The following is a 26529-nucleotide window of genomic DNA, read 5'->3' as shown; positions in this document are numbered from 1 at the left end:
CCGGATCACTCGCGGGTCCCGGCCGCCCCGACCGCGCCGCGGCGCAGCAGGACCGCCGCCGGGACCAGCGCGGACACCACGGTGAGCACCGCGCACGCCCCGGCCACCGCCCCGACCGTGCCCCACGGCACTACCACGGCGGACCGTACCGACAGCAGCGCGAGGGCCACCCGGACGCCGGCCAGGTCCAGGCCCGTCACCAGGCCGCCCAGCAGCACGCCGGCGGCGACCACCAGCAGCGACTCCGCGGCCAGAAGCCACAGCACCTGCCGTACGGTCGCGCCCGCGAGCCGCAGCGCCGCGAGGTCGCGGAAACGGTCGGCGGTCGCCATCACCGTCGTGTTCGCCAGCGCGATGCCGGTGTAGAGCAGGGCGATGCCGAGCACCAGCCAGAAGCCGATCAGGGTCTGCCGGCCGGTCCGCGGGTACCGCGCCGACGTCCACCGGTCCGCCGTCCGTACCAGCCCGCCGGCCGGCGCCACCGCGTCCCGCAGCGCCGTCACGACGGTGGCGCGGTCCGCGCCGGGCCGCAGCCGCACGTCGATCCGCCGCACAGCGGAGCCCGCACCGTTCGCGGGCGTGACGTACACGCCGTTGTCGCCGGTGCCCTGCCGCAGCACCGCCGCGATCCGCAGCGACCTGCGCGTGCCGTCGCCCAGCCACACCCGCACGCGGTGACCCACCGTGTGGTCGGCCCACTCCTGGTTGACGACGATCGAGCCGTCGTCGAGCGCCGCCAACCGGCCCGCGACGACGGGCGGACGCGCCACCGCCGCCAGCCCCGCCGGGGAGACCGCCTCGGCCCGGTCCGCGACGAGGGCCACCCCGTCCTCCAGGGTGTGCACGGTGGACGGGGCGAACGCGGCCGTGTCGGCGCCGGGCACCGCGGCGACCCGGGCGACGGTCGCCGGGGCGAACCCCGCGCCGTCGGCGGCGGTGACCACGAAGCCGGCGGCGCTCTGCCCGCGCGCCTCCGCCGCCTTGGCCGCGTCGACGGTCGCGGCCGCGCCCAGCAGCGACCCGGCCAGCGCCACCGACATCAGCACCGGCGCCGCGAGGGCCGCGCTGCGGCGGACGGCCGCCGCGGCGCTCTCCCCGGCGAGCATCCAGGTCGCGCCGGGCAGCCTGGCCGGCAGCCACGCCAGCAGCCGGACCAGCGGTCGCACCACCGCCGGCGCGAGCAGCGCGACCGCGGTGATCAGCACCATCGGCTGCACGGTGTACGCCTTGCGGTGCAGCGCCCCACCCGGGTCGGACACCAGACCCGACACCAGGAGCCAGCCGCCGCCCAGCAGCAGCGCGCCGCCCGCCACCAGGCGGCCGGGCGCCATGACCCGGTGGTCGAGGGCCGCGTCCCGCAGCGCCTCGGTGGGCGCGACCCGTCCCGCCCGCCGCCCGGCCGCCCACACCCCCGCCATGACGACCAGCAGGCCGGTGCCGAACGCCGCCCCGTACGGCCAGGCCGCCCCGCCGATCGCGAACCACCCCGGCGCGACCCGCTGCCGCACCAGGGTCCGGGCCAGCCACGGAGCGCCGTATCCGCCGAGCACGCAGCCCGCCGCCGACGCCGGCACCCCGACCGCGAACGCCTCGGCGAACACCATCCGCCGGACCTGCCGCGGGGTTGCCCCCGCGGTCCGCAGCAGGCCGAACTCCCGCCTGCGCAGGGCGACGGAGAACGCGAACGTCGACGCCACCACGAACACCGACACGAAGCCGGTGACCCCGCCCGCGGTGCCGAGCAGGGCGTAGACGGCGACCATCGCCTCGTGGTCGCCGTCCCGGTCGGGGTCGGCCAGTCGCCGCCGGTCGCCGGTCAGCACCTGGACGCCGGCGGCCGCCGGGTCCGCGGCGACCGCCGAGACCACCGCGCGGGCGGGCGCCGCCACCACCACGTCGTGGACGCGCGGCGAGAGCCGGGCCGCCTCGGCGCCGGTGAAGAACACCGCCCGCTCGAAGGGAAGAGCGGCGACCGTGCCGACCACGGTCCTGGTCCGTACGCTCCCGGCCGCGCGCATCGCGATCCGCTGCCCCGGGCGGGCCCAGGCGCCGGAGACGACGACCTCGTCCGGCGCGGCCGGCGCGCGGCCCGCGGTGAGCCGGTAACCGGCGAAGCCGGCGGAGGCCCAGGGGTGGCCGGTCAGTTCGGTCGGGCCGGTCGGGTCGTCAGCGCCGTCAGTTCTGTCGGGGCTGCCGGAGTCGTCGGGGAGGCCGGGGTGGTCGGCGCCGGCCCGGCCGCGCGCGGCGCTCACCGCGAACGACCGGTCCGCGGTGACCGTGCCGAGCTTCGCCAGCGCGGTGATCAGGCCGGCCGGCACCGGCCGGGGCTGCGACAGTTCCGCGGTCCGCACCCCGATCGGCGTCGGCACCCGCAGGGTGTCGGCGCCGTGCACGACCACCGGCGCCGAGGGGGACGCGAACCGCTCCGGGCCGCGGTGCGGGGCGTGCGCACCGGACGCGAGCGCCAGGCCCGTCGTCGTGATCAGGCCCACCCCGAGGGCGAGGGCGACGAAACTGCCGGCGAAGGTGACCCAGCGGGCCCGCAGGGTCCGCAGCGCGGTGCTCAACACGCCGCCGCCTCCAGCCGGGCCATGCGGGCGGCGACCGACTCGGCGGTGGGGGAGGCCAGTTCGCCGCTCGGCCGGCCGTCGGTGAGGAACAGCACCCGGTCCGCGAAGGAGGCCGCGACCGGGTCGTGGGTGACCATGACGACGGTCCGGCCGTCGTCGACCATGGCCCGCAGCATGGCCAGCACCTGGCGGCTCGCCGCGGAGTCCAGCGCGCCGGTCGGCTCGTCGCCGAACAGTACCTCGGGCCGGGTGATCAACGCCCTTGCCAGCGCGACCCGTTGCTGCTGGCCGCCGGACAGCTCGGCCGGGCGGTGCCGGGCCCGCTCGGCGAGGCCGACCCGGGCCAGCGCCTCCAGCACGGCGCCCTTCGCCGGGCGCCGCCCGGAAAGCCGCAGCGGCAGCGCGACGTTCTGCTCCGCGGTCAGCGCGGGCAGCAGGTTGAACGACTGGAAGACGAAGCCGACCCGCCGGCGGCGCAGCAGCGTCAACTCCGTCTCGCCCAGCCCGGTCAGGTCGGTACCGCCGAGCAGCACCGCCCCGGACGTCGGCCGGTCGAGCCCCGCCGCGCACTGCAGCAGCGTCGACTTGCCCGACCCCGACGCGCCCATCACCGCGGTGAAGGTTCCCGCCGGAAAGCCCAGTGTCACGTCGTCGAGCGCGGTGACCCGCGCGTCCCTCGACCCGTATGTCCTGCTCACCGCGCGCAGTTGGACCGCCTCGTTCGCCATGCCCTCACCCAAGCGCCGGGCGCGGCCGGGCGCAGGAGGGCAGGACCGAGTCCTGGGGTGGGCCCAGACCCACCGGACAAGGCCATACGGCTGGTAGTACGGCTGGTCGGGGTGGGCCGGACAGACCCTGAACGGAGGGGAGTCGACGGCCAAGGGCGGTCGCACGGCGCGTGGGCGGGCCGGGTCCGGGGTAGTGCAGGCACTACCCCGGAGTTCGGTCCAGCGGGATCGCCTGGCCATGAACCGCTCTTCTACGGTGGGCGGATGCGCTCCCGCAACGTCTGGCAGGCCCTGGCCCGGCCCGACTACCTGCTGACCTCGTGGCCCTGGCGGGCGGCCGGCTACCTGCTGAGCAGCGCTCCGGTGGGGCTGGCCGCGCTGGTGGTGATCGCCGGGTACGCGGTGGTCGCCGGCGGGCTGACCCTGGTGCTGGTCGGTCTGCCGCTGCTGGCCCTGCTCGGCCTGGTGGGCATTCCGGTGGCGGCCGTCGAACGGTGGCGGCTGCGGCTGATCGACGCCGACCCGGCGCCGAGCGGCCACCGGCCGCCGGGCCGGCCGGGCGTCGTAGCGCTGCTGCGCACCCGGTACCGGGAGCAGGCGACCTGGCGGGAGTTGGCGTACACGCTGCTGTTCGCGGTCGTGCTGTGGCCGCTGGACCTGCTGGCCGCGGGCGTCGCGCTGGCCGTGGCGCTGGGCCTGATCGCCACCCCCGTCCTGATGGCGACGGTCGGCCACGGACGCCAGTACAGGGTGCTCAAGACGTGGAGCGTGTCGTCGTATCCCGAGGCGCTCGGGGCGGCGCTGCTGGGGGTGGTGCTGCTCGGCGTCGTCGGATACGTGCTCGGCCCGCTGGCCGGCGCACGTGCCGGGCTCACCCGGCTGCTCACGTCGCCGCGTGACGACGCGCTGGGCCGCCGGATCGTGGAACTCGCCAGCTCCCGGGGCCGGTTGATGGACGCCTTCGAGGCGGAGCGGCGCCGCATCGAGCGCGATCTGCACGACGGCGCCCAGCAGCGGCTGGTGGCGCTGACCATGACCCTGGGCCTCGCCCGCCTGGACGCCCCGCCGGGCCCGGTCGCGGACCTGATCGCGAAGGCGCACGACGAGGCCGGCGAGGTCCTCCTCGCGCTGCGGGAGTTGATCCGCGGCATCCACCCCAAGGTGCTGGCCGACTACGGCCTGCCGGCCGCGATCCCGGATGTCGCCGACCGGTCGGCGGTGCCGGTGGACGTCTCCCTCGACCTGCCGGGCCGGCTGCCCGACGCGGTCGAGGCCACCGCGTACTTCGTGGTGTGCGAGGCGCTCACGAACATCGCCCGGCACAGCGGCGCGACCCGGGCCGGCGTGGTGGGCAGGTACGCCGCGGGCCGCCTCACGGTCGAGGTCGGCGACAACGGGCGCGGCGGCGCCTCGGCCGGCCGGGGTTCGGGTCTGATCGGCCTCGCCGACCGGGTATCGGTGCTGGATGGAAGACTCGAACTGTCCAGCCCTCCCGGCGGACCGACCCTGCTGCGAGTGGAGCTGCCGTGCGAGATGACGCCGTCGACCGTCCGCTCCGGGTAGTGCTGGCCGAGGACAGCGTGCTGCTGCGCGAGGGGCTGACCGGGCTGCTGGCGCGCTTCGGCCACGAGGTGGTCGCCGCGGTCGGCGACGGCGACGCGCTGCGCTCCGCCGTCGCCGCGCACCGCCCGGACGTCGTGGTGACCGACGTCCGCATGCCGCCCGGCTTCACCGACGAGGGGCTGCGCGCCGCCGTCGCCCTGCGCCGCGCGACGCCCGCGCTCCCGGTCCTCGTGCTCAGCCAGTACGTCCAACGCACCTACGTCACCGAGCTGCTGGAGACCGGCGACGGCACCGGCGTCGGTTACCTGCTCAAGGACCGGGTCGGCCGGGTCGAGGAGTTCGTGGCCGCCCTCCACCAGGTCGCCGATGGCGGCACCGTGGTGGACCCCGAGGTGGTCCGTCAACTGCTGCGCCACCGCCGCGATCCCCTGGAACGCCTCACCCCGCGCGAACGGGAGGTCCTCGCGTTGGTCGCCGAGGGCCGCTCCAACGCCGCGATCGCCCGCGGGCTCGTGGTCTCCGAGGCCGCGGTCGGCAAGCACATCGGCAACATCCTCGCCAAGCTCGACCTGCCCCCGGCCGAGGAGACCCACCGCCGTGTCCTGGCGGTCCTGGCGTTCCTCCAGTCCTGACGGCCTTCCCGCTCACCGTCCTGACGGCCTGCCGCTCGTCCGCCGAACCGGAGCGGGCCGGCTCAGACCGCGCTGGGCTGCCGGAGCCGGCCGAGCAACCGGTCCCCGATACGGGACACTTCCGAGCGGTACGGAGTGTCGGACAACACGAAGTGGGTGATGCCGAGTTCGCCGTACCTGCGCAGCGCCGCGGCCACGTCGTCGGGCGAGCCGACCAGCCAGCTGCTGCCCGCGCCGACGCCGCCGGCGCGGCCGGGCGCGGTGTACAGGCAGGAGTCCAACACCTCGCCTCGCTCGGTGAGTTCGCGCAGCCGGCGCTGCCCGACAGCGCTGTGCCAGTGGGCGGTCGTGGTGTCGGGCCGGTCCGCCATCGCGGCGACCTTCGCCTCGGCGTCGTGCCACGCCTGCTCGGTCGTGTCCCGGATCAGCGTGGTGATCCGCAGCCCGAACTCCAGCGGGGCGTGCCGCCGTTCGAGCGAGGCGCTCAGTGCCTTGAGCCGGTCGATCCGCTCGGCCAGGCCGTCGAGCGGCTCGCCCCAGAAGAGCTGGACGTCGGCCTCGGCGGCCGAGACCCGCTCGGCCGCCGCGGAGGCGCCGCCGAAGTACAGCCGCGGGGTCCTGCCGTCCTCGGCACCGTACGGCGGCGGGCTCACCGTGGAGTCCTCGACGCCGAAGAATTCGCCGCGGAAGGTGACGTTCTCCTCGGTCCACAGCCGGCGTACGAGCCGCAGGAACTCGCGGGTGCGGTCGTAGCGGCGGGCCGGGTCGCTCTCGCCGTCGCCGTACGCGGCGGCGCTGTCCAGGCCGCTGACGATGTTGACCAGCAGCCGCCCGCCGCTGAGCCGGTCCAGGGTGGCCGCGGAACTCGCGAAGTGCGCGGGCTGCCAGTAGCCGGGGCGCACCGCCACCAGCGGTTTGAACGTGGTGGTGCGGGCGGCCAGCGCGGTGGCCACGGTGAAGGTGTCCGGCCGTCCCCACCCCGCGCCGATGAGGGCGCCGCCCCAGCCGTGCTCCTCGGCGGCGAGGGCGAGTTCGGTGGAGAACTCGAGCGTGCCCCAGCCGGTCGTGGTGTCGTCGCCGCGGTGGCCGGGTTCGACGGTGTTGGGGATGTACCAGAGGAATTCCGAACTCACGGCGGGACTCCGATTCATTGCGTCATCGTGCGTTTCCGCGCGCTTCTATGTGGAGCGGCGACGGGGCCGGCGGGATTCCGGGAAAGTCCTTACGGGGCACCGGAATCGGCCCGGGCGCGGGTGGGTGCGTTCTGCAGCCGGGGCGCCGCGGCTGCCGGGGACGGGAACATCTCGGAAGCGCGGGCGCGGGCGCGGCCCGGGACGGGCGAAGGGGGCTGCCTGCCTAACGACACAACGCGCTTGCCGACCGCAACAGGTCGACGTACACGCGGGTCACCAGCCTCGTCCTTTGCCGCACACCCGCCAAGCTATGCGCCCCGCGGACCGCTGGCAATGCGCGCACGCGTGACGGCTGTGTGACATCTGGGCGCGGTACCCGGCGAAGCGCCCCCGGGCCGCCGTGACGGCACCGGCGCCTCTTTGGTTCCCCGATGATGGCGAGTCGGCGCAGCCTTGGTGAACTCATGGTGTGGTCATTGCGAAGATCATGTCAGGATCTCCCCGCCGACAACGCGGTGCGAGGCGCGCACCGCCGTGCACGTCAAGGGCGGGAAACGATGCAGACGTTGGAGGGCGGCCGTACCGCCGCGGGCGCGATGGACCGGGCCGCGCGGCGCGAACGGGCCCGCGAGGCGCAGCGCATGAGGCACCCGCTCACGGCCGAGCCTCCGGAGGGCTCCCGGACGGCGTACGCCTGTGCGGGTCTGGCCGGCCGGGCACCCGTCGGCGGCGGCGAGGTCGCGACCGTCGAACTGGCCTCCACCGGACGGCGGTTCGCCGCCATGGTGATCGACCTGGCGATCGCCGCGATCTCGCTCGCCGCGCCGGGAACGCTCGCGTCCGGAATCCAGTACGCGGTGGACCCGGACGGCCAGGGGTACTTCCTGCTCGCGTTCTGGCTGCTCGGGTGCGTCTGGCTGACCTTCTACGGCGCCGTGTTCGTGGCCCTGTGGGGCGGCACCCCCGGGCTGCTGCTCACCGGGCTGCGCGTGGTCCGGCTCTGGGACGGCCACGAGCGGCCGACCTGGAAGCAGTCCTTCCGGCGGGCGCGCTTCCTCGCGGTCGTGGGCTGGCTGATCCCGCTGGTGAACCTCGTGGCGTTCCTCAGCCGGCCCCTCCGCATCCTCACCGAACGCCCCTACCACCACAGCGTGGTCGACATCACCGCCCATACGGCCATAGCCCGCCGCCCGGCTCGCTGAAGTCCCCGGCTCGCTGAAGTCCCCGGGCCGCCGAACCCCCGGGCCGCTGACCTCCTCATCCCTCCGAATCCCCCTCGTCCTCGGCGGCGTTGGCGCTGGCGATCGCCTTCCGGTAGCGGAGGTTCACCGCCAGCATCAGGGGCACGATGCCGATCCACACGTAGGTCGCCGCATCGGTGTCGAACGGTGCGAGGGCGGCCGACGCGGCCAGCGCGGCGGACACCGCGAGGGTGCGGGCGAGGACCCAGCGGCCGTAGGCGATGGGGAGGTAGTCGGTGAAGTGGCCGACGTGGCGCAGCCGTAGCCAGAGCAGCACGAAGACCGCGGCCACGGCGAGCACGGCGAGGTTGAAGAAGACCACGGCCGCCGCGTTGGAGCCGTACCGTCCGACCAGGGCGGAGGGGAACGGCAGGAACGCGATCAGCAGCAGGAAGAGGGAGTTGAGGCGGCCCACCCATTCGTCGTGCCAGGCGGAGAGGTGGAAGAGCCGGCGGTGCTGCTGCCAGAAGGCGGCGATGATGACGAACGTGGCCGCGTAGCTGAGGAACTGGCCCTCCAGACGGGACAGGGCGGTGCGCATCTGCCGGGCGGAGCCGCTGTCGGCGAGCCGCGGCACGGGGATCTGGAGCACCAGGACGGTCAGGGCGATCGCGAAGACCCCGTCGGTCAGGGCCGTGAGCCGGCCCAGGGAGTGCCTGTCCTGCGCCACGCCACCGCCTTGCTCGCACACCGGTTACCTGGGAGAACCAGAGCTTCCCGTGCGAGCGGCCCGGGTCCGGCCCATTGGTCCGTACGCGGCGTGTCACCGCGGGTCGGCGCGGGGTGGCGAGGACCCTGCGGCGGCAGGGGCCCGTGTGCCAGACTGAGCCGCACTTTTCATACCGGGGGGTTGAGCGTACGTGTCCCTGTTCCGCGGCCGCCGCAAGGTCCGCCTCACCCGACACCGCACCGTCGACAGCCCGTTCGGGCAGCTCCGGATCAGCTACGACGGCTGGCCGTCGGTCATCGCGGTGCTCGACGGGCCGAACGTGCCGACGGTGACGACGCTGCCCGGCCGCGACCTCGGTGGCATGACCTTCGACGGCCGGCCGATACCCCTCCAACGCGCCGGCCGGGCCTGGTCGATGAGCCGCGCGAGCCGTACCCGCACCGCCCTGGTCGGCGACCGCGGCTACGAGCTGCGGCCCACCGGCCTGCGCCGCGCCCTCCTCCTGCGTGACGGCACGCCCATCGCCGCCGCCCACGGCACCCTGCGGTCGTACTCGCCCTTCCGGGAGATCCCCGGGCTCGACGCGCGCCTGCGCTGGCAGCCCGGCATCGACCCGACCGACGTGGCGATCGGCCAGGCCCTGGTGATCGCCTTCGGCGCGGGCGCCCCGGGCGCGCTGGCGAACGTCTTCCTCTTCTGGCTCGACTGGATCTAGGACCGTCCCCCGGAGGGCGCAAGGGGGTCCGACGGGTTCCCGGGAGGCCCCCGGGAACGAGCGCCGAGGCATTCCCGTCTACAGTCCTGTAGTCAGACATGGATCGTAGGGCGGCGCCCGCGTGGCGCCAGGAAGGCGGCGGCTTCGTGAAGCGGTCCCGACACGGCGGCGGTGGCGCGGCGAGGGCGGCCGGCGCGGCCATGAGCAAGGTACCCGAAGTGACCGTGCTGTTCTGGCTGACGAAGGTGCTCACCACCGGTATGGGTGAGACCACCTCGGATTTCCTGGCCCGGGTGCTGAGCCCGGTCGGGGCCGGAGCGATCGGGCTGCTCGGGCTGGTCGGCTCGCTGATGCTCCAGTTCCGCGCGCCCCGCTACTCGGCCTGGACGTACTGGTCGGCGATCGTCATGGTGAGCGTCTTCGGCACGATGGCCGCCGACGTCGTGCACGTCGTGGTGGGCATCCCGTACGCGGTCTCCACCGCGGCCTTCGCGGTGATCCTCACGGCCGTGCTGATCGCCTGGTACCGCAGCGAGGGCACCCTGTCGATCCACAGCATCCGCACCCGGCGGCGCGAGAAGTTCTACTGGGGTACCGTGCTGGCCACCTTCGCGCTGGGCACCGCCGTCGGCGACCTCACCGCGGGCGGTCTGCACCTCGGCTACTTCTCCTCCGGCGTGATGTTCGCGGCGCTGATCGCCGTACCCGCCGTCGCCTGGCTCGGCTTCCGGCTCAACCCGGTCGCCACCTTCTGGGCCGCCTACGTCCTGACCCGCCCGCTCGGCGCCTCCTTCGCCGACTGGATGGGCGCCTCCACCGCCCACGGCGGCCTCGGTTGGGGCACCGGCCCGGTCAGCCTGGTCCTCGCCGTCCTCATCGCCGGCCTCGTCGCGTGGCTCGCCGCCCGCCAGCGCTCCACCGTCCCCACCGACCAGCCCCACCACTCCACCGAGACCCCCGCCCCGGCCTCCGCTCCCACCCGCTAGTGCCGTGACCCTTCACCGGAGATGAGCCGGACTCTCCGGCGCCGCGGCGCCGGGGATCGGTTCGCCGGGAGTCAGTTCCTCGGAGGTGCCGGGAACGGGGCGCCGGTCAGCCGTTCGCTCAACTCGCGCAGCCGGCGCCGCGCCTCGGGGTCGTAGGCGTCATGGGCGGCGCGGGTGTGGCGGGCGCCGTCGAAGTACTGGCCGGAGACGCCGTCCAGGGCCGGATCGGTGATCAGGCGCAGCGTGTTGCGCATGCCCTCTTCGAGGGTGCTGTGCGGGGCGACGCCCATGAGGATCTTGGTCGGCATGAAGGTCGCGGGGTGCAGCGCGTTGGCCGTCACGCCCTGGGGCGCCAGCGCCTCCGCGAGGTCCACGGTGAGCATGATCTGCGCCAACTTCGCCTGGCAGTACGCCTGCATCACGTCGTAGCCGCGGGTCAGCATCGGGTCGGCGAAGTCGATCGGCGCCTGGCCGGCGGAACTGACGTGCACGATGCGGGCGGGGGCGGAGCGGGCCAGCAGCGGGGCGAGGCGCACCGCGAGGACGTAGCCGGCCAGGTAGTCCACCTGGAACGTCAACTCGTGGCCGTCCGCGCTGACCTGGCGGTCGGGGGAGGCGATCCCGGCGTTGTTGACCAGCACGTCCAGCCGGTCGAGCCCGGCCGCGCGCTCGGCCAGCGCGTGGACGTCGGCGAGGTTCGCGAAGTCCGCGCGCAGGAAGCTCAGCCGGTCGTTGCCGGTGGCCGCGCGCAGCTCCGCGAGGAGGTCCTCGCCCTTCCGGTCGCTCCTGCCGTGCAGCACCAGCGTGGCGCCCTGCGCGGCGAGTTCACGGGCCAGCGCCCGGCCGAGGCCGTCCGTCGCCCCCGTGATCATGATCGTCTGCTGTTCGATGGCCCGCATGGTCCCGAGCCTACTCCTGTTTCGAGACTTTCCGTCTCGGATTTACGGGGTGCGCGGATGGTCGAGGGCGCGCCCCGCGAACGCGCGGCACTCCGCGAACGCGCGGCACTCCGCGAACGTGCAGTTCCCCGCGCCCCCTTCCGAAAGGGTGCGCGGGGAACCAGGACGACGGGACGCCCGAACGCCTACGACTCCGTGGTCGCCGCCGACTCCGCCTCGGCCTGCGCGCGGGCCTGCGCACCCGAGAGGCTGCGCAGCGGCACCTCCTTGATGGTGAGCATCAGCAGGAACGCCAGCAGGGCCACACCGGCGACGATGATGAACACCAGGTGCATCGAGTCGGCGAAACCCTGCTTGAAGGGCGCGGCCAGCGCGGGGTCGAGGTGCTTGAGGAACGACGAGTCGGTGACCACGGACTTCGCGCTCTGCGGCGACAGCGCGTGCGGATGCGCGGCGACGGCCTTCTGGAAGTCCGGGTGCGACTTCGCCTTGCCCAGCGCCGTGGTGATCTTGCCGCCGACCGTGCTGAACAGCACCGACAGGAAGATCGCGGTGCCCGCGGTACCGCCGAGCTGCCGGAAGAACGTCGCCGACGCGGTGGCTGTGCCCATGTCCTGCGGCGGCACCGCGTTCTGCACGGACATCACCAGCGTCTGCATGGTCAGGCCGAGCCCGACCCCCATCAGCGCCATGAACGCCATGGTCTTGGGCAGCGGGGTGTCCCACTGCACCTGGTAGTGGAAGAGCAGCATGGTGATGAACATCAGCGCCGTGCCGACCACCGGGAAGATCTTGTAGCGCCCGGTCCTGGAGGTGGCCTGGCCGGCGGCGATGGAGGCGACCATCATGCCGAGCATCAGCGGCAGCATCTCCAGGCCGGACCTGGTCGGGCTCGCGCCCTTCACGATCTGGAGGTACTGCGGGATCATCAGCAGCCCGCCGAACATCACCATGCCGACGATCAGGCTGAGCAGGCTGGTGCGGCTGAAGACGTTGTTGCGGAACAGCCGCATCGGGATCAGCGCCTCGTCGCCCATGCCGCGCTCGACGAAGATCCAGGCGGCCACCCCGATCACGCCGACCGCGTAGCAGAGCACCGCCCGCGCGGAGAGCCAGCCCCACGCCTCGCCCTGCTCGGCGATGAGCAGCAGCGGCACCAGGCCGATCACGATGGTCACCGCGCCCCACCAGTCGATGCGGTGATTGCGCTTGACGTGCGGCACGTTGAGCACCCGGGCGACCACGAACAGCCCGATGATGCCGATCGGCACGTTGACCAGGAACACCCAGCGCCAGCCGGCGATGCTCAGGATGGTGGACTGGCCGGCGAGGAAGCCGCCGATCAGCGGACCGGCCACGCTGGACGTGGCGAAGACCGCGAGGATGTACCCCTGGTACCTGGCCCGTTCGCGCGGCGGCACGATGTCGCCGATGATCGCCAGCGCCAGTGACATCAGACCGCCGGCCCCGATGCCCTGGAAGGCGCGGAAGACCGCCAGTTCCACCATCGAGGTGGAGAAGGTGCACAGGACCGAGCCGACGATGAAGATGCTGATCGCGGCGATGAAGTACGGCTTGCGCCCGTGGATGTCGGAGAGCTTGCCGTACAGCGGGGTGGCGATGGTCGACGTGATCAGGTAGGCGGTGGTGGTCCACGCCTGCTGGTTCAGGCCGTGCAGGTCGTCGGCTATGGTCCGGATCGCGGTGCTGACGATGGTCTGGTCGAGCGCGGCCAGGAACATGCCCAGCATCAGACCGCTGAGGATGGTCAGGATCTGACGGTGGGTCAGGCCGCCCGGTGCGATGTCGGCCGCGGGGGCCGCGGGTTCCGGGGCGGCCCCTGACGATGGCGAGGTCCGGCTGCTACTGCTCACTTAGGTGGTCTCCTGGATCTGACCCGGGGTGCGGGCCCGGCGGTGGTGCGGAAGTGGGAGGGGGGCGGTCGCGCCGCCCGGTGCGTCGGCGCCGTGTCCGGCTGCCGGGTCGCGGTCGTGGCCCGAGGGGCCCGAGTGGGTGTGGCCGTGCGGGTCGCCGTGGCCGTGCCCGTGGGCGTGGCCGTGTCCTTGCGCGGGAGCGCACACCGGCCGCACGTGCCGTTCGGCGAAGTCGTCGTTGAAGCGGGCCAGCAGGCGGCCGAGGTCCCGGCGGTCCGGGCCGGGCCAGGCGGCGAGCGCGTCGGCCAGCTTCTGGTCGCGCTGCGCGCGGTAGCGCTCCACCGCGGCGAGCCCCTGCTCGGTCGGGGAGAGCAGGGTGCCGCGGCCGTCCTCCGGGTCCGGTCGCCGCTCGACCAGGCCCCGTTCGACGAGCGAGCGGATCTGCCGGCTCACCGTGGACAGGTCGAGCAGGGTGTCGGCGGCGAGGTCGGTGGCCCGCCGCGGGCCGCCCTCGGCGAGCCGTCCCAGCAGCAGCCGGTCGCCCCACCCCTCGTCCCGCACCCGGTGCTTCCACGCGCCGACCAGCCGCATCAGCCGCGACAACTGGTCGCCGACGGTGGCACTCTCCAGCACGACCTCGGTCTCGTGCGTGGTGTGCGCGGCGTGCGTCGCGTCCGCCGGGTGCGCTGCGTCCGCCGGGTGCGTCGCGTCCGTCCCGTGCGTCGCGTCAGTCCCGTACGCGACGCCGTCGGTCGCGGGTACGGCCTCGATGTCCGTCGCCCTCGCCCCCTGTTGTCCGATAAGCAGTTGTTTGCCTTCAGCAACTTATATTACTTGCTGGAGGCAAGCAACTGATATCGGGGGCGTGCGGAAGCTACTCGATCGCGTCGTCCTGGGTCGTGCTCACCCGGTGCACGCCGTCGATCTCCGCGAGCGCCGACGCGAGCTCCACCACCGGCCGCGGACCCTGCACGGTCAGATGCACCGTGACGGTGCCGCGGTGCTCGGGTTCGTGGTCGTGTTCCGCGGACAGGTCGACCACGTTGAAGCCCATCTTCGTGCAGGACTCCAGGGCGGATCGCAGCACCCCCCGACCGTCCTCGTAGTCCAGCCGGAGCCAGGCGGGGGAGCGGGTCGAGCCGGGGATACGGGCGGCCAGCGGCGCGAAGCCGAGCACGATCAGGAAGTGCGCGCCGGCCACCACCAGGGCCAGCACCGGCAGCCCGGCGCCCGCCGCCATGCCGATCGCGGCCGTCATCCACACCACGGCCGCGGTGGTCAGGCCGCGCACCACGTCCTGGCGTACGAAGATCAACCCGCCGCCGATGAAGCCGATCCCGGAGACGATCTGCGCGGCCACCCGCGACGGGTCCAGCACGGTGTCGTGGCCGAGCACATCGCTGAAGCCGTACTTCGACACCAGCATGATCAGCGCGGCGCCGAGCCCGACGAGCGTGTGGGTACGCATGCCCGCGCTCTTCTGGCGTACCTCGCGCTCCAGCCCGATCGCCGCCGACAGCACGAACGCCAGCCCCAACTCGCCGATCTGCGACCAGCCCTGGCCGGTCGCTTCGCCCCACATCGCCAGTTCCATCCCAGCCACTGTAGTCACCGGCCGGTGCGCCGGGCCGTCAGCCGGGCGGCGCCTCGCGGACCACGTCGGCGGGGTCCTTGTCGTCGCGCAGCCCCAGGAAGCGGGGGTGGCGCAGCATCCCGTCCCTGGTCCACTCGGTGAAGGCGACCTGCGCCACGAGCACCGGCTCGGCCCAGTGCGCGGCGCGTTCGCGCACCGGGTCGGCGAACGGCGACGCCGGCCGGGCGAGCGCGTCCAGGCGCGCCCGCACCTCCCGCAGCACCCGGTCGCGGTACCCGGTGCCCACCTTCCCCGCGTAACGCAGCGCGCCGTCCGCGTCGTGGTAGCCGACCAGCAGCGCGCCGAAGCCGATCCGCGAACCGGCCGGCTCGGTGAAGCCGCCGACCACGAACTCCTGCCCGGCCGCGCACTTCAGCTTCAGCCAGTCGTGCGAGCGGCGCGGCTGGTAGGCGGCGTCCGCGCGCTTGGCGATCAGCCCCTCCCAGCCCCGCGCGCAGGCGTCGGCGAGCAACGCCGGGGTGTCGCCCGCGTAGTTGCGGTGCGGGGTGAAGCGCAGCGGCCCGCCGTACGCCAACGCGTCGCGCAGCAGCGCCTTCCGGGTCCGCTGCGGCACCCGGGAGGTGTCCCAGCCGGCCAGTGCCGGCACGTCGAACACGTAGTAGTGGACCTCCACCGGGCTGGCCCGCACCGCCCGCGGATCGGTGAGCCCCATCCGCTGCTGGAGCAGCGCGAAGTCGGTGCGCCCCGCGCGCATCGCCACCACCTCGCCGTCGACCGTGAAGTCCGCGCACTCCTGCGCCGCGAGCGCCGCCACCACCTCGGGATAGGTCGCGCTGACGTCCCGTCCGGTGCGCGAGAGCAGCCGCACGCCGTCCGCGTCGCGTACGGCCAGCACCCGCACGCCGTCGAGCTTCCGCTCGAACAGCCACCTCCCGTCGAACGAGCGGCGGTCGGTGGGGGTGGCGAGCATCGGGAGGACCGGGAGGCCGGCGCGGTGCGCGGGGACCGGGCGCAGCAGGCGGGCGGGTACGGCGGAGGGGCTCAAGGCGGCGGAGGTGGGGGAGCCGGGGGAGCGGCCGGTCGAGGCGGTGCGGGGAGCCGCACCGCGAGGGGCGGTGCCGCGGCGGGAGCCGGGCGAGGGGCCTCGGGAGGCGGTCAACGGTCCGAGTGCCAGGTCGGTCCGCCCGCCGCGGCCACCTGCGCGAGGGTGCGGCCGGTGCGCGCGCTGCGGGCCAGATGCGGGTCGGGGGTGCCGCGGCCGCGGGCGGGCTCGGCGGCGTCGCCCGGGTCCGCGCCGTGCGGGTCCGGGTCGGCCGCGCGCCGGCCGTGCGCGCCGGGACCCGGCCCGGTGGCGGCCGCTCCGCGCGCCCGGCCGCGGCGGGCGGCGGCACGTCCGCGTCCACCGCCGCGGCGGCCCTCTTCCGCGGACCTGACCAGCAGCCACGCCTCGCCCCTGGCGTGCCCGCTGTCGTCCTCGGTGCCGGGTTCGCCCGCGCGGAAACGGGTCAGCGACCAGCGGCCGCGCAACTTGCCGCCGACCAGCCGGAAGGACGCGTGGCCGTGCGCCAGCGCCTCGGCGAAGGGGACCTCGCGGCCGGACCGGTCGGTGCTCGCGTTGCGGTAGCCGCCCGCGTCCCAGACGATCACGGTCCCGCCGCCGTACTCGCCCGCCTCGATCACGCCCTCGAAGTCCCGGTACTCCATGGGGTGGTCCTCGGTCGGCACCGCGAGCCGCTTGTCCCGCGGATCGGTCGAGGGGCCCTTGGGCACCGCCCACGACTTGAGCACGCCGTCGACCTCCAGCCGGAAGTCGAAGTGCGTCCGGCTCGCGTCGTGGATCTGCACGACGTACACCGGGCCGCCGTCCGCGGAGGCGTGCGTCCCGCGCGGCTCGGCGGTACGTCCGAAGTCGCGCTTGCGGTGGTACGTGGCGAGCCGGTCGCGGCGGTCCTTGCCGCGGGCGGCGCGGCGCCCGGGCCGGCCGCGGTCCGGGGCGTCCGGTGCGGGAGCCCGCGGGTCGTCCGTGCTCCCGGCGGTCCCGCCGTTCCCGGCGCTCTCCGGGGTGTCCGGGGTACCTGAGGTGTCCGATGCGGCCACGGCGCCCTCCTCGCTGCTGCGGCTTGCCCTTCGCCCCCGGCCCCGGCCCCGCCCGGTCCCCACCCAGCCTCCCCCGACGGGTCACCACTCGGACGGAGGACAAACCTCGGCTTGACTTGGGTAGACCTGTCTGTCTAGCATCAGAAATCCGAAGTAGACAGGTCTGTTCAATCATCCATCGAGGGAGCAGCCATGCCCGTCCCCCCGGCCAGTGAGGCCGTCGCCCGCCGAAGGCGCACGACGAGGTCCGCGCCTTCCGGCGCCCCCGGCACTGCCGATGCCGTCGGCCCTGCCGGCCCCGCCTCCGCGGGCGGCCGGAGCCTCGGCCCCACCGCCGCGCTGATCCTGCTCGCCTCGATCATCGTGTCCCTGCTCGCCGCCTCCAGCGCCCCGACCCCGCTCTACGCGGTGTACCAGGGCGAGTGGGGCTTCTCGCCGATCACCACCACGGTCGTCTTCGGGGTCTACGCGGTGGCGGTGCTGGTGTCGCTGCTGATCTTCGGCAAGATCTCCGACCACATAGGCCGCAAGCCCGTGCTGTTCGTCGCGCTCGCCGCGCAGGCGGTCGCGATGGTGGTGTTCGCCACCGCCGGCGGGGTCGACGTGCTGATGGCCGGCCGGGTGGTCCAGGGGGTCGCGACGGGCGCCGCGCTCGGTGCGATAGGCGCCGGCCTGCTCGACATCGACCGGATCAAGGGCTCGGTCGCCAACTCCTTCGCGCCGCCGATCGGCACCGCGGTGGGCGCCCTCGCCTCCGGGCTGGTGGTGCGGTTCCTGCCCGCGCCGACCCACCTCGTCTACTACCTGCTGCTCGGCGTCTTCGCCCTCCAGGCGCTCGGCGTGACCGCGCTCAAGGAGCCGGTGACCCGCAAGCGGGGCGCGCTGGCCAGCATGGTTCCCGAGATCAAGCTGCCCCGCGCCGCCCGCGGTTCGATCGCGGTCGCCGCGCCGGTGCTCTTCGCGGTCTGGTCGCTGGCCGGGTTCTACGGCTCGCTGGGTCCGGCGATCACCAGCCGTCTGGTGCACTCCGACTCGGTGGTCTACGGCGGGCTGGGCCTGTTCGTGCTGGCCGGCGCCGCCGCGCTGTCCGTGCCGCTGCTGCGCGAGACGCCGACCCGCACGGTGATGGTGAGCGGGGTGAGCGCCCTGATCGTCGGAGTCGCCGTCACCGTGCTGTCCATCGGTTCGGGCGCGGGCGGCACCGGTTCCGAGGTCGGCTTCTTCGCCGGCAGCGCGGTGGCCGGGTTCGGCTTCGGGGCCGGCTTCCAGGGCGGCATACGCCTGGTGCTCCCGCTGGTGCAGCCGCACGAACGGGCCGGCGTGCTCTCGCTGTTGTACGTGGTCTCCTACCTCGGCATGGGTGTGCCCGCGGTGATCGCCGGCGTCCTGGTCGTCCACGGCGGCGGCCTGCTGGACACCGTGCGGGAGTACGGCGCCGCGGTGATCCTGCTGGCCGCGGCGGCGCTCGTCGGGCTGCTGCTCGGCCGCCGCGCTCCCCAGGCGGTGCGGGAGAGCTAGTGCGTGCCCTAAGGTCTGGCTCCGAGTCGAATCCCCGTTTCCGAGTCATATCTCCGATACGGTGCCCGCGTTAGACTAGACAGGGTTGTCTGAGAGGTGATCGGGATGGTGCAGAGGACCGTGCCCGGGGTGCCGGCGAAGGCGTCCAAGGCGCCTAAGGTCTCCGCGCGGGAGCGCCTGCTCCTGGCAGCCAACGAGTTGTTCTACGCGGAGGGCGTGCAGTCGGTCGGCATCGATCGCGTCATCGAGCACGCCGGCGTGGCCAAGGCGTCCCTCTACAACTGCTACGGCAGCAAGGAGGGCCTGGTCCGGGCGTACCTGGACTACCGGCGCGAGCGGAGCGTCGACCGGATCACCCGGGTGCTGACCCGGTTCCGCACCCCGCGCGAGCGGCTGCTGGGCATGTTCGACGCGCAGGGCGAGCTGATCACCTCGCCGGACTACAACGGGTGCGCGTTCGCCGCGGCCAGCGCCGAGGCGCCGCGCGGCGGCTCTGTCGAGCAGGCGTCCGACGAGTACCGCGCCTGGATGCGCGCGCTGTTCGCCGAGCTCGCCGCGGAGGTGGGAGTCGCCGACCCGGAGGGCCTCGCCCGCCAGTTGCACCTCCTCTACGACGGTGCCACCTTCAGCTCCAAGATGGACCACGACCCCACGGCCGCGTCCGTCGCTCGCGAGGCCGCCACCGTGCTGGTGGACGCGGCGCCGATGGCCTCGACCGGGGGCAGGGAGCCGGGCGCGGCTGACGGCGCGGCGGCCGCGAATATCGCAAAACATGCGATTGAGGCGGATTTGGGGAGTGTTCGACCCCCTGTGCATGGGTAGAGGGACGAAAGAACCGCCAATGCGGGCAAACCGTCCCGGCGTCGGGTGGCCATAAGGCTGCCAGGAGTTTTACTCTGAGTAAGGATGCGGCAGCTTCGGAATGGAGAACCGAAGGACATCCGGCGTCAGAAGCGACTGCTCTTGCGAAAGGGAGGTGGCTTACATGGCCACCGATTCGAGCCATTCGCCGACTTCTCCGTCGACGCGCTCCACCATCGAGGAACACCCGGACATCATGTCCCTGAGGGACCGGTATGCCGCGGTGTCGGATAAGCCGATGGCCGGCCTGATCGAGGGTCTGTGCCTCCTCACCGGTCTGTACCTGGCCATCTCGCCTTGGGTGGTGGGCTTCACCGGCCTCACCAGCCTGCGGGTCACCAACCTGGTGGTGGGTATCGCGCTGGCCGTGCTGGCCATGGGGTTCGGCTCCGTCTTGGAGCGGACCCACGGACTCGGCTGGGTCGCGATTGCGATCGGCGCATGGACGATAGCGGCTCCTTGGGCGGTGTCGGGCCATGCCGACATCCACAAGGCGATCGTGAACAACGCGATTGTCGGTGGTGTTGCCATCCTGCTTGGGCTGGCCACGATGGGCCTGGGCCTGATGAAGCGGAGGGTCCGTCGGTGACGGACTGACGCTTTACCGGGCACCAGGGAAGTACCAGAGCACGAAGAGAAGCGCGGGCGACCTCTCCGTCACCGGAGGGGCCGCCCACGTGTGTGTCCACGGCGAGGCGGCAGCCGGAAAAGCCGTCAAGTAGGCAGGCGGGGCAGGGGTGTCGGGCCGCGGGCGGCCAGGCCGGGCGGTCCGTTCAGACGGTCAGTCCAGGCCGTGCCGCTGGGCGTAGCGGGTGGCGGCGGCGCGGTCGCGGGAGCCGGTCTTGGCGAAGATCCGGTTGATGTGGGTCTTGATGGTGTTGCCGCTGAGGAAGAGTTCGCCGGCGATCTCGGCGTTGTTCCGGCCGCGGGCGATCAGCGCCAGGATCTCGGCCTCACGCCGGGTCAGCCCGTCCGGGAGTTCGGGGCGAGGGGCCGGCTCGGCAACGGAGTTCGGGCCGGAACCCGCCGGGTCACCGAACGTCCCCCTGGCGCCGGCGTGCGTCCCCCGGTCGGGTTCGGCGGCGGCCAGCAGCGTGGCCTGCACCTGCGGGTGCAGCACCGTCAGCCCGGCGGTGGCGCTGCGCAGCGTCTGCGCGATGTGCAGCCGGTCCGCGTCCTTGGTGAGATAGCTGCGCGCGCCCGCCCGGAGCGTCTCCAGCACCGACCGGTCGTCCGCGTAGGTGGTGAGCACCACGATGGCCACGTCCGGGTGTTCGGCGGTGAGCCGGCGGGTGGTCTCGATGCCGTCCATCACCGGCATGTGCAGGTCCAACAGGATCGCGTCCGGCTGCTGTTCGGCGACCACCGCCAGCGCCTGCCTGCCGTCGGCCGCCGAGCCGACCACGTCGATACCCGGCAGCAGGTCCAGCAACAGCACCAGCCCTTCGCGCACGGCGGCCTGGTCGTCCGCGATCACCACCCGCAGGGCGGGTTCTCCGGTCGCCGGGGGAGTGGGGTTCACGCCGCTGCCCGCCCGTTCCTCGGCACGCGCGCGGTCACGTTCCAGCGACCTTCCGCCGGACCCGCGTCGAGGGTGCCGCCGAGCAGCAGCAGCCGCTCGCGCATCCCGGTCAGGCCGTAGCCGCCGTCGACGGTGGCGAAACCGGTGGCCCGCCCGGCCGGGGAAGCGCCCGGCGCGTCCGGTGTGTCCGGCCCGTCCGGTGTGTCCGGCAGCGGCTCGGCGGGCGGCGGGGTGCCGCGGCCGAGCGGATTGGTGAGGGTCAGTGTCACGTCCTGGTCCCCGTAGCGCAGATCGACGGTCACGGGCCGGTGCGGCGCGTGCTTGGCGGCGTTGGTCAGCGACTCCTGTGCGGTGCGCACCAGGGCCAGTGCCTGGTCCGGGGGCAGCGGCTTCGCGCCGCCGACCACGGTCAGCGTCACCGTACTCCCGTGCCGTTGCTCGTGGGTGGCCGCCATCCGCGCCAGTTCCTCGGCGAGCGGCGGGGTGTCGGTGCGCAGGGCGTGCACCGCGCGGCGGGTCTCGGACAGCCCGTCCGAGGCCATCCGCTGCGCGGTGGTGAGCACGTCGATCGCCCGGTCGGTGTCCTGGTGGTCGGTCAGCAGGGCGCGGGCGGCCTGGATCTGGATGCCGAGGGCGCCGAGCGAGTGGGCGAGCACGTCGTGGATCTCGCGGGCGATCCGGGTGCGCTCGTCGAGCACGGCGACCCGGCGCTGCTCGGAGCGCAGCCGCTCCGCCTGGTCGAGCAGCGCCTTGCTCTGCTCGGCCTGGACCCGGTAGGAGCGGCGGTTGAAGCCCGCCAGCAGGGCGAAGGCGAACAGCAGGGGGACGCCCTGCGCGGCCTTCGGGTCCGCGCTGCTGAACAGCAGACCCACCTCCGCGGCCAGCGCCCCCGCGCCGAACACGCACCAGCCCTCGGCCCGCCGGATACCGGTGCCCGCGTCGATCGTGGCGATGAAGCCCACGCCCACGAGCGTGGTCGCGCCCGGCTGCACCGCCACCGCGCCGGAGATCGACGCGAGCAGCGCCAGCACGGTCGTCCGCTGCGCCGAGGTGCCGCCGTCGCCGACGTTCAGCAGCGCCCACAGCACGAGCAGCACCCCGGACAGGCCGTACGCGATCGCGACCGCCGGATGTTCCACCGGACCGTACGCGCGGTGGCTGAACAGGTCGGTCCCGAACAGGGCGTAGGCGACCGCCCGGATCAGCCAGGACACGGAAGTCAGCACCCCGGCACGATAGCCCTGGTCGTGCTCGGAGCCCGAGCCGCGCGTCCGGCCGGTGGCCCCCGGCCCGCGGAGCGCCGTACGGCTCCCGCGCGCGACCGCGGGCGTCGATGTCACCGGTACCGCCGCGAGGCCCGGCGGTCGGTACGGTCACGGCGGGCGGCGTCGCCCCGGTCGTACGTGTCATACGCGTCGTACCGGTCATCCCGGTCGTAGGTGTCCCGGCGGCGGTAGCGGTCGTCCCGGCCGTAAGCGTCGTACGTGTCGTACCGGCCGTCGCCGGCGCCGTCGCGGCCGGGGTGAGGGTGACCGCCCTGGCCGCTCTGCCCGCCCTGCCCGTTCTGGCCGGTGAGGCGGGCGCCCAGGCCGGAGAGCTGGTCGGAGAGGAAGACCGAGCCGTCCTTCTCGCGGGCGAACGGGATGCCCATCGCCAGGGCGCGGCGGGTGATGAGCGCGGCCTGGCCGAGCCGGTTGACGCCCAGCATCAGCACGATCGGTGCGGTCGAGGCGGCCACATGGGCGCCGAGCGCGCTCGCCAGGACCGTCATGGCCACCCGGGAGCCGACCAGGGCGACCCACAGCAGCAGGCTGCGCGGCGGCATCCGCCCCCACAGGCCGCCTTCGCGGTTCTCCAGCCGCATCATCGCGCCCTGCCCGGCGCCGATCGCCGCCGCGATCACGCCACTGGCGACCAGGCACGCCACGTCCACCGGGCGCACATGGTGGCCGCCGCCGCCCAGCCGGGTCAGCCCGACCACCACCAGGATCGCGGGCAGCAGCAGCACCCGCTTGCCGCGCAGCGACTCGCCGAGCAGTTGGCGGCCGATGACGTAGACCACGATCGCGATCACGGCCAGTACCTCGAGCACGGGAAGCTCCTCCGGTCAGCGGCGGCCCGGTCCGGCCTGCCACCAGCGACGTTACGGAGCCGGCCGGGCGCGGGCGTCACACCGCGGGGTGAGCCGCGGGGTGACGTCCAGGGGTGAGGCACGGGGTGACCGGGTGACGGGCGGGCGGCGCGGATCACCCCGGGAATCGCCCCGTGCTACGGCGCGGTCGTACCGGTGCGGAGCCGACGCTGTGGGGGTCGGGTGGTACCCCCCGGCGCCCGGCGCTCCGAGGCCGAGCCGGCCGACATCGCCACCAACCCGAACCACGTCCACCGTCCCCGGCCACCCCGAACCACCTCCGCGCACTCCGAGACAGGGACTCCGCTCATGTCCACGCTCACCCAAGCCATGGTGATCAACGCCGCCGTCCTCTTCGCCGTCCTGGAGGCGGATCTCGGGCCGCACCGCAAGATCGGCGCCTTCCGTATCCTGCGGCCGCTGTTGACGTCGGGCGCGATCGTCCCGCTGTTCCTCGCGTCGCCCGCCACCCACGGGGACGGCCTCGGCATGGAGCTGGTCGCCGTCGTCGCCGGGGTCGCCGCCGGGCTGGCCGCGGCCGGCCTCACCCACGTCTATGCCAGCCCCCGCACCGGAAAGCCGGTCAGTCGTACCGGCGTCGCCTACGCGGGTCTGTGGGTCGCCGTGATCGGCGCCCGCGCGGCCTTCTCCTACGGCTCCGAGCACTGGTTCTCCGCGCAGCTGGGGCACTGGATGATCCACCACCAGGTCACCGTGGACGCGCTCACGGACTCGCTGCTGCTGATGGCGGTGGCGATGACGCTGACCCGTACGCTCACGCTCGCCACGCAGGCGGCGGCCGTGCGCCGGCGGAACCGGGGGCCGGCCGTGGCGGCCTCGGCCTGAGCGCGGCGGCCCGGGCCGTACCCGGCGGCGACCCGGTTCGTGCCCGGCGGCCCGTCGTGCCACGGGATCGGTGCCGGGAGGGGACACAATGCCGGGCATGGACGGGGAAGCGGTGGCCGGCGGCGGGGACGGGCAGGGCGGTCACATCCGCGCCGCCCGTCCCGTCAGAGAGGTGTGAACCCTTTGACGACGAGCGATGACAGCGACGACGCGAACCTGCTGGCCCGCCACTTCGAGGAGTACCGCTCCCATCTGCGGTCGGTCGGCTACCGCATGCTCGGCTCCTTCAGCGAGGCCGACGACGCGGTGCAGGAGACGTGGCTGCGGCTGAACCGTACCGACCCCGACGGCATCGACAACCTCGGCGGCTGGCTCACCACCGTCACCGCCCGGGTCTGCCTCGACATGCTGCGCTCGCGTGCCGCGCGCCGCGAGGACTCCCTGGACACGCACCTGCCCGACCCGCTGGTGAGCGCGGCGGACGACGTCGATCCGGAACAGGAGGCGCTGCTCGCGGACTCGGTCGGTCTGGCACTGCTCGTCGTGCTGGACACCCTCGCCCCGGCCGAGCGCCTCGCGTTCGTGCTGCACGACATGTTCGCCGTGCCGTTCGACGACATCGCGCCCGTCGTCGGCCGGAGCTCGGCCGCCGCGCGCCAACTCGCCAGCCGGGCCCGGCGGCGCGTCCAGGGTGCCGAGGCCACGCCCGATCCCGATCCGGGCCGGCAGCGGGCGGTGGTGGACGCCTTTCTCGCCGCCGCCCGGGACGGCGACTTCGACGGGCTCGTCGCCGTGCTCGACCCCGAGGTCGTGCTGCGCGCGGACGTCGGGGCGGGAGGGCGCGGCGTCTCCCAGGAGGTGCACGGCGCCGCCGATGTCGCCCGCCAGGCACTGCTGTTCCGTGGGGCGGGAGCCGCGCCGCGCCCGGTCGTCGTCAACGGCGCCCCGGGCACCCTCACGGTGGCCGGCGGCTTCCCCCGGGCGCTCGTCGCCTTCACCGTGCGGAACTCCCGCATCACCCACATCCACGTGCTCGCCGACCCCGACCGCCTGGCCGCACTGGACCTCCCTACGGACTAGGGCCGTGCAAGCGCCGGGCGGCGGGCGCGGGTGTCGGGCGCCGCCCGCCGCCGTGGGGTGCTCCCCGCCGCTCCGGCTACTCCGCGCTGCTCGGCGTGCCGCGGAGCGCGGAGGCGATGGCCGCGAGCAGGGACATCCCGGCCGCGGTCGCGAAGACGATGACCAGGCCGTGGTGGAAGGGCGAGGAGATGAGGTTCGGGAAGAACTCCTTCCCGGTGAGGACATCGCGGTTGTGCGCGGGCAGCTTCGCCAGCGTGCCGGACGGCTTCAGCAGCGTCTCGACCGGGTTCACCCCGAGGAACGCCGAGAACACCGTGGACACCGGTGGGAGCGTCGCCGCGTGGTGGGCGACCCCCGCCGGCACCCCCTGGGCCCGCAGCCCCGCCTGGAGCGTGCTCGGCAGGCGGTCCGCGAGCCCGACGATCAGCAGCGAGAAGAAGACGCCGATCGACAGCGACGTCCCCGAGTTCTGGAACGTGGACCGCATCCCGGAAGCCGCCCCGCGGTGCGTGGCCGGCACGCTCGACATGATCGCGGACGTGTTGGGCGCGGAGAACATCCCCGAGCCCATCCCGTTGAGCAGGATGAGCAGCGCGAACGCCCAGTAGGGGAAGTCGATCGGCAGCAGGAGCAGACCGACGAAGCTGGCACCGAAGAGCAGCAGCCCGCCGGTGGTGAACCAGCGCACCCCGAACCGGTCGGAGAGCGTCCCGGAGACCGGCCCGGCCAGCAGGAACCCGGCGGTCAGCGGCAGCAGGAAGATGCCCGCCCACAGCGGCGCGTCCTCGAAGGCGTAGCCGTGCAGCGGCAACCAGATGCCCTGCAGCCAGATGATCAGCATGAACTGGAGCCCGCCGCGAGCGATGGAGGCGAGCAGCGCGGCGGCGTTCCCCGCGGCGAAACTCCGGTTGCGGAAGAGCCGGAGGGCGAACATCGGCTGCTCCACCCGGGTCTCGATCAGCCCGAACACGACCAGCAGCACGGCGCCGCCGATCAGCCCGGTGAGCACCTTGGGGCTGGTCCACCCCATGGTGTGGCCGCCGTAGGGCTGGATGCCGTAGGTGATGGAGACGAGGATCAGCCCGCAGCCCAGCGCGAAGGTGAGGTTGCCCCACCAGTCGATCTTCGCCGGGTTGCGCGCGGAGATCTCCCGCAGCGAGCGGTACGCCCAGATGGTGCCGAAGATGCCGACGGGGACGTTCACCCAGAACACCGCGCGCCAGTCCCACGCGGACAGCAGCCCGCCGAGCACCAGTCCGATGAACTGCCCGGACAGGGCCGAGATCTGGTTGATGCCGAGGGCCATGCCGCGCTGGCGGGCCGGGAAAGCGTCGGTGAGGATCGCCGCGGAGTTGGCCATCAGCATCGAGCCGCCCAGCGCCTGGACGATCCGCCAGCAGATCAGCCACAGCGCGCCGTTCGTGCCGTGCGCCGGGTCGAAGGAGAGCGCGATGGAGGCGAGCGTGAAGATGACGAAGCCGAGGTTGTAGATCTTCACCCGGCCGACGATGTCGCCCAGCCGCCCGAGGCTCACCACGAGCACCGCGGTGACCAGCAGGTAGCCCATGATCATCCACAGCAGGTAGATGATGTTCCCGGCTGCGAACGGGTCGAGGTGGATGCCGCGGAAGATCGCGGGCATCGAGATGATGACGATCGACGCGTCCACCGTCGCCATGAACATTCCGAGGCTGGTGTTGGACAGCGCCACCCACTTGTAGCGGTCGGGGCGTTCACCCATGGGGCCGGACGGATCGGCGGTGACGGTGGCGGCCGTCCTGCCGCCGGGACCGCGGGGACGGCCGCCCCCGCCGCTGCCCCGACCGCCGCCGCTCCCGCCATCGCCGGCTCCGCCTCCCGCACCGTCGC

At 73.7% G+C, this 26529-nt stretch carries 24 protein-coding genes and 1 pseudogene; 10 read left to right on the top strand and 15 right to left on the bottom strand.

What is annotated here, in order from left to right; translation table 11 throughout:
• Positions 1-5: 5 nt before the first annotated feature.
• Positions 6-2570, bottom strand: a complete 2565-nt coding sequence (locus tag OG370_RS17835; protein WP_328465420.1) for an ABC transporter permease — start codon at positions 2568-2570, stop codon at positions 6-8.
• A complete protein-coding gene (locus OG370_RS17830; RefSeq protein WP_328465418.1) occupies positions 2564-3298 on the bottom strand; it encodes an ABC transporter ATP-binding protein in 735 nt (244 codons plus the stop codon). Before OG370_RS17830 ends, OG370_RS17835 begins: the two co-directional genes overlap by 7 nt.
• 264 nt (positions 3299-3562) lie before the next feature.
• On the opposite strand from OG370_RS17830, the gene OG370_RS17825 reads away from it, so the two are divergent.
• Together OG370_RS17825 and OG370_RS17820 are read left to right on the top strand one after the other, a co-directional pair.
• Positions 3563-4861 carry a sensor histidine kinase gene (locus OG370_RS17825; protein WP_328465416.1) on the top strand — a complete coding sequence of 433 codons (1299 nt, stop codon included), beginning with the start codon at positions 3563-3565 and terminating at the stop codon, positions 4859-4861.
• Entirely contained in the window at positions 4861-5493 is a 633-nt protein-coding gene (locus OG370_RS17820; protein WP_328474207.1) for a response regulator transcription factor, read from the top strand. The genes OG370_RS17825 and OG370_RS17820 overlap by 1 nt, the downstream gene beginning before the upstream one ends.
• A 62-nt stretch (positions 5494-5555) precedes the next feature.
• On the opposite strand, the gene OG370_RS17815 is transcribed toward OG370_RS17820, so the two are convergent.
• Both OG370_RS17815 and OG370_RS41500 read right to left on the bottom strand, forming a co-directional pair.
• Positions 5556-6626 carry an LLM class flavin-dependent oxidoreductase gene (locus tag OG370_RS17815; protein ID WP_328465414.1) on the bottom strand — a complete coding sequence of 357 codons (1071 nt, stop codon included), beginning with the start codon at positions 6624-6626 and terminating at the stop codon, positions 5556-5558.
• Positions 6627-6849: 223 nt separating this feature from the next.
• A complete protein-coding gene (locus tag OG370_RS41500) occupies positions 6850-7092 on the bottom strand; it encodes a putative leader peptide (RefSeq protein ID WP_443060696.1) in 243 nt (80 codons plus the stop codon).
• Positions 7093-7183: 91 nt separating this feature from the next.
• Here OG370_RS41500 and OG370_RS17810 point away from each other — a divergent pair, with 91 nt between their 5' ends.
• A complete protein-coding gene (locus tag OG370_RS17810) occupies positions 7184-7828 on the top strand; it encodes an RDD family protein (protein WP_328465412.1) in 645 nt (214 codons plus the stop codon).
• Positions 7829-7883: 55 nt separating this feature from the next.
• Here OG370_RS17810 and OG370_RS17805 read toward each other — a convergent pair whose 3' ends face one another.
• Positions 7884-8537 (bottom strand): TMEM175 family protein, encoded by a 654-nt coding sequence (locus OG370_RS17805; protein WP_328465410.1) that lies wholly within the window; start codon positions 8535-8537, stop codon positions 7884-7886.
• Between the two features lie 190 nt (positions 8538-8727).
• Between OG370_RS17805 and OG370_RS17800 the strand changes: the two genes are divergently transcribed.
• Together OG370_RS17800 and OG370_RS17795 are read left to right on the top strand one after the other, a co-directional pair.
• A complete protein-coding gene (locus OG370_RS17800; RefSeq protein ID WP_328465408.1) occupies positions 8728-9252 on the top strand; it encodes a hypothetical protein in 525 nt (174 codons plus the stop codon).
• A gap of 200 nt (positions 9253-9452) precedes the next feature.
• On the top strand, positions 9453-10238 hold the full coding sequence (locus OG370_RS17795; protein WP_328465406.1) for a COG4705 family protein: 786 nt from the start codon (positions 9453-9455) through the stop codon (positions 10236-10238).
• A gap of 71 nt (positions 10239-10309) precedes the next feature.
• Here the strand turns inward: OG370_RS17795 and OG370_RS17790 are convergent, their stop codons facing one another.
• The 6 genes and pseudogenes from OG370_RS17790 to OG370_RS17765 form a co-directional block, all read right to left on the bottom strand.
• Complete coding sequence (locus tag OG370_RS17790) at positions 10310-11137, bottom strand: SDR family NAD(P)-dependent oxidoreductase (RefSeq protein ID WP_328465405.1); 828 nt, start codon at positions 11135-11137, stop codon at positions 10310-10312.
• A 185-nt stretch (positions 11138-11322) separates the two neighbouring features.
• The gene (locus OG370_RS17785) at positions 11323-13011 is read right to left on the bottom strand and encodes an MDR family MFS transporter (protein ID WP_443060695.1); all 1689 of its coding nucleotides are present in this window, start codon (positions 13009-13011) and stop codon (positions 11323-11325) included.
• Positions 13012-13644, bottom strand: a complete 633-nt coding sequence (locus tag OG370_RS17780) for a MarR family winged helix-turn-helix transcriptional regulator (protein ID WP_328465404.1) — start codon at positions 13642-13644, stop codon at positions 13012-13014.
• Positions 13645-13885: 241 nt separating this feature from the next.
• Positions 13886-14605, bottom strand: coding sequence for an MgtC/SapB family protein (locus OG370_RS17775; protein ID WP_328465403.1), 720 nt, complete (start codon positions 14603-14605; stop codon positions 13886-13888).
• Positions 14606-14642: 37 nt separating this feature from the next.
• Positions 14643-15575 (bottom strand): non-homologous end-joining DNA ligase, encoded by a 933-nt coding sequence (gene ligD, locus OG370_RS17770; protein ID WP_328474203.1) that lies wholly within the window; start codon positions 15573-15575, stop codon positions 14643-14645.
• A gap of 185 nt (positions 15576-15760) precedes the next feature.
• Positions 15761-16558 (bottom strand): annotated as a pseudogene (locus OG370_RS17765) (DNA polymerase ligase N-terminal domain-containing protein); the annotation flags it as partial.
• Between the two features lie 336 nt (positions 16559-16894).
• Between OG370_RS17765 and OG370_RS17760 the strand changes: the two are divergent.
• The 3 genes from OG370_RS17760 (at position 16895) to OG370_RS17750 (ending at position 19670) form a co-directional block, all read left to right on the top strand.
• Positions 16895-18220, top strand: coding sequence for an MFS transporter (locus OG370_RS17760; RefSeq protein WP_328465402.1), 1326 nt, complete (start codon positions 16895-16897; stop codon positions 18218-18220).
• A 105-nt stretch (positions 18221-18325) separates the two neighbouring features.
• Positions 18326-19042 (top strand): TetR/AcrR family transcriptional regulator, encoded by a 717-nt coding sequence (locus OG370_RS17755; protein ID WP_328465401.1) that lies wholly within the window; start codon positions 18326-18328, stop codon positions 19040-19042.
• 163 nt (positions 19043-19205) lie between these two features.
• The gene (locus OG370_RS17750) at positions 19206-19670 is read left to right on the top strand and encodes an SPW repeat protein (protein WP_328465400.1); all 465 of its coding nucleotides are present in this window, start codon (positions 19206-19208) and stop codon (positions 19668-19670) included.
• Between the two features lie 192 nt (positions 19671-19862).
• Here OG370_RS17750 and OG370_RS17745 read toward each other — a convergent pair whose 3' ends face one another.
• From OG370_RS17745 to OG370_RS17735, 3 genes are all read right to left on the bottom strand, one after another.
• On the bottom strand, positions 19863-20603 hold the full coding sequence (locus OG370_RS17745; protein WP_328465398.1) for a response regulator transcription factor: 741 nt from the start codon (positions 20601-20603) through the stop codon (positions 19863-19865).
• Complete coding sequence (locus OG370_RS17740; protein ID WP_328465396.1) at positions 20600-21829, bottom strand: sensor histidine kinase; 1230 nt, start codon at positions 21827-21829, stop codon at positions 20600-20602. The genes OG370_RS17745 and OG370_RS17740 overlap by 4 nt, the downstream gene beginning before the upstream one ends.
• Before the next feature lie 110 nt (positions 21830-21939).
• Complete coding sequence (locus tag OG370_RS17735; protein ID WP_328465394.1) at positions 21940-22695, bottom strand: hypothetical protein; 756 nt, start codon at positions 22693-22695, stop codon at positions 21940-21942.
• Positions 22696-23043: 348 nt separating this feature from the next.
• Here OG370_RS17735 and OG370_RS17730 point away from each other — a divergent pair, with 348 nt between their 5' ends.
• On the top strand, positions 23044-23580 hold the full coding sequence (locus tag OG370_RS17730) for a hypothetical protein (protein ID WP_328465392.1): 537 nt from the start codon (positions 23044-23046) through the stop codon (positions 23578-23580).
• Positions 23581-23763: 183 nt separating this feature from the next.
• The gene (locus OG370_RS17725) at positions 23764-24660 is read left to right on the top strand and encodes a sigma-70 family RNA polymerase sigma factor (protein WP_328465390.1); all 897 of its coding nucleotides are present in this window, start codon (positions 23764-23766) and stop codon (positions 24658-24660) included.
• A 76-nt stretch (positions 24661-24736) separates the two neighbouring features.
• On the opposite strand, the gene OG370_RS17720 is transcribed toward OG370_RS17725, so the two are convergent.
• On the bottom strand, positions 24737-26401 hold the full coding sequence (locus OG370_RS17720; RefSeq protein ID WP_328465388.1) for an MFS transporter: 1665 nt from the start codon (positions 26399-26401) through the stop codon (positions 24737-24739).
• Between the last annotated feature and the right edge of the window lie 128 nt (positions 26402-26529).

This window comes from Streptomyces sp. NBC_00448, assembly GCF_036014115.1.
Classification (GTDB): Bacteria; Actinomycetota; Actinomycetes; order Streptomycetales; family Streptomycetaceae; genus Actinacidiphila.
This window is presented reverse-complemented; position numbering and strand designations above follow the sequence as displayed.

Excerpts from the sequence above, each read along its gene's own strand:
- OG370_RS17830 (WP_328465418.1), bottom strand. The coding sequence starts at position 3,298 with ATGGCGAACGAGGCGGTCCAACTGCGCGCGGTGAGCAGGACATACGGG.
- OG370_RS17825 (WP_328465416.1), top strand. The coding sequence starts at position 3,563 with ATGCGCTCCCGCAACGTCTGGCAGGCCCTGGCCCGGCCCGACTACCTG.
- OG370_RS41500 (WP_443060696.1), bottom strand. The coding sequence starts at position 7,092 with ATGAGTTCACCAAGGCTGCGCCGACTCGCCATCATCGGGGAACCAAAG.
- OG370_RS17810 (WP_328465412.1), top strand. The coding sequence starts at position 7,184 with ATGCAGACGTTGGAGGGCGGCCGTACCGCCGCGGGCGCGATGGACCGG.
- OG370_RS17795 (WP_328465406.1), top strand. The coding sequence starts at position 9,453 with ATGAGCAAGGTACCCGAAGTGACCGTGCTGTTCTGGCTGACGAAGGTG.
- OG370_RS17790 (WP_328465405.1), bottom strand. The coding sequence starts at position 11,137 with ATGCGGGCCATCGAACAGCAGACGATCATGATCACGGGGGCGACGGAC.
- OG370_RS17775 (WP_328465403.1), bottom strand. The coding sequence starts at position 14,605 with ATGGAACTGGCGATGTGGGGCGAAGCGACCGGCCAGGGCTGGTCGCAG.
- ligD (WP_328474203.1), bottom strand. The coding sequence starts at position 15,575 with ATGCTCGCCACCCCCACCGACCGCCGCTCGTTCGACGGGAGGTGGCTG.
- OG370_RS17760 (WP_328465402.1), top strand. The coding sequence starts at position 16,895 with ATGCCCGTCCCCCCGGCCAGTGAGGCCGTCGCCCGCCGAAGGCGCACG.
- OG370_RS17755 (WP_328465401.1), top strand. The coding sequence starts at position 18,326 with ATGGTGCAGAGGACCGTGCCCGGGGTGCCGGCGAAGGCGTCCAAGGCG.
- OG370_RS17750 (WP_328465400.1), top strand. The coding sequence starts at position 19,206 with ATGGCCACCGATTCGAGCCATTCGCCGACTTCTCCGTCGACGCGCTCC.
- OG370_RS17730 (WP_328465392.1), top strand. The coding sequence starts at position 23,044 with ATGTCCACGCTCACCCAAGCCATGGTGATCAACGCCGCCGTCCTCTTC.
- OG370_RS17720 (WP_328465388.1), bottom strand. The coding sequence starts at position 26,401 with ATGGGTGAACGCCCCGACCGCTACAAGTGGGTGGCGCTGTCCAACACC.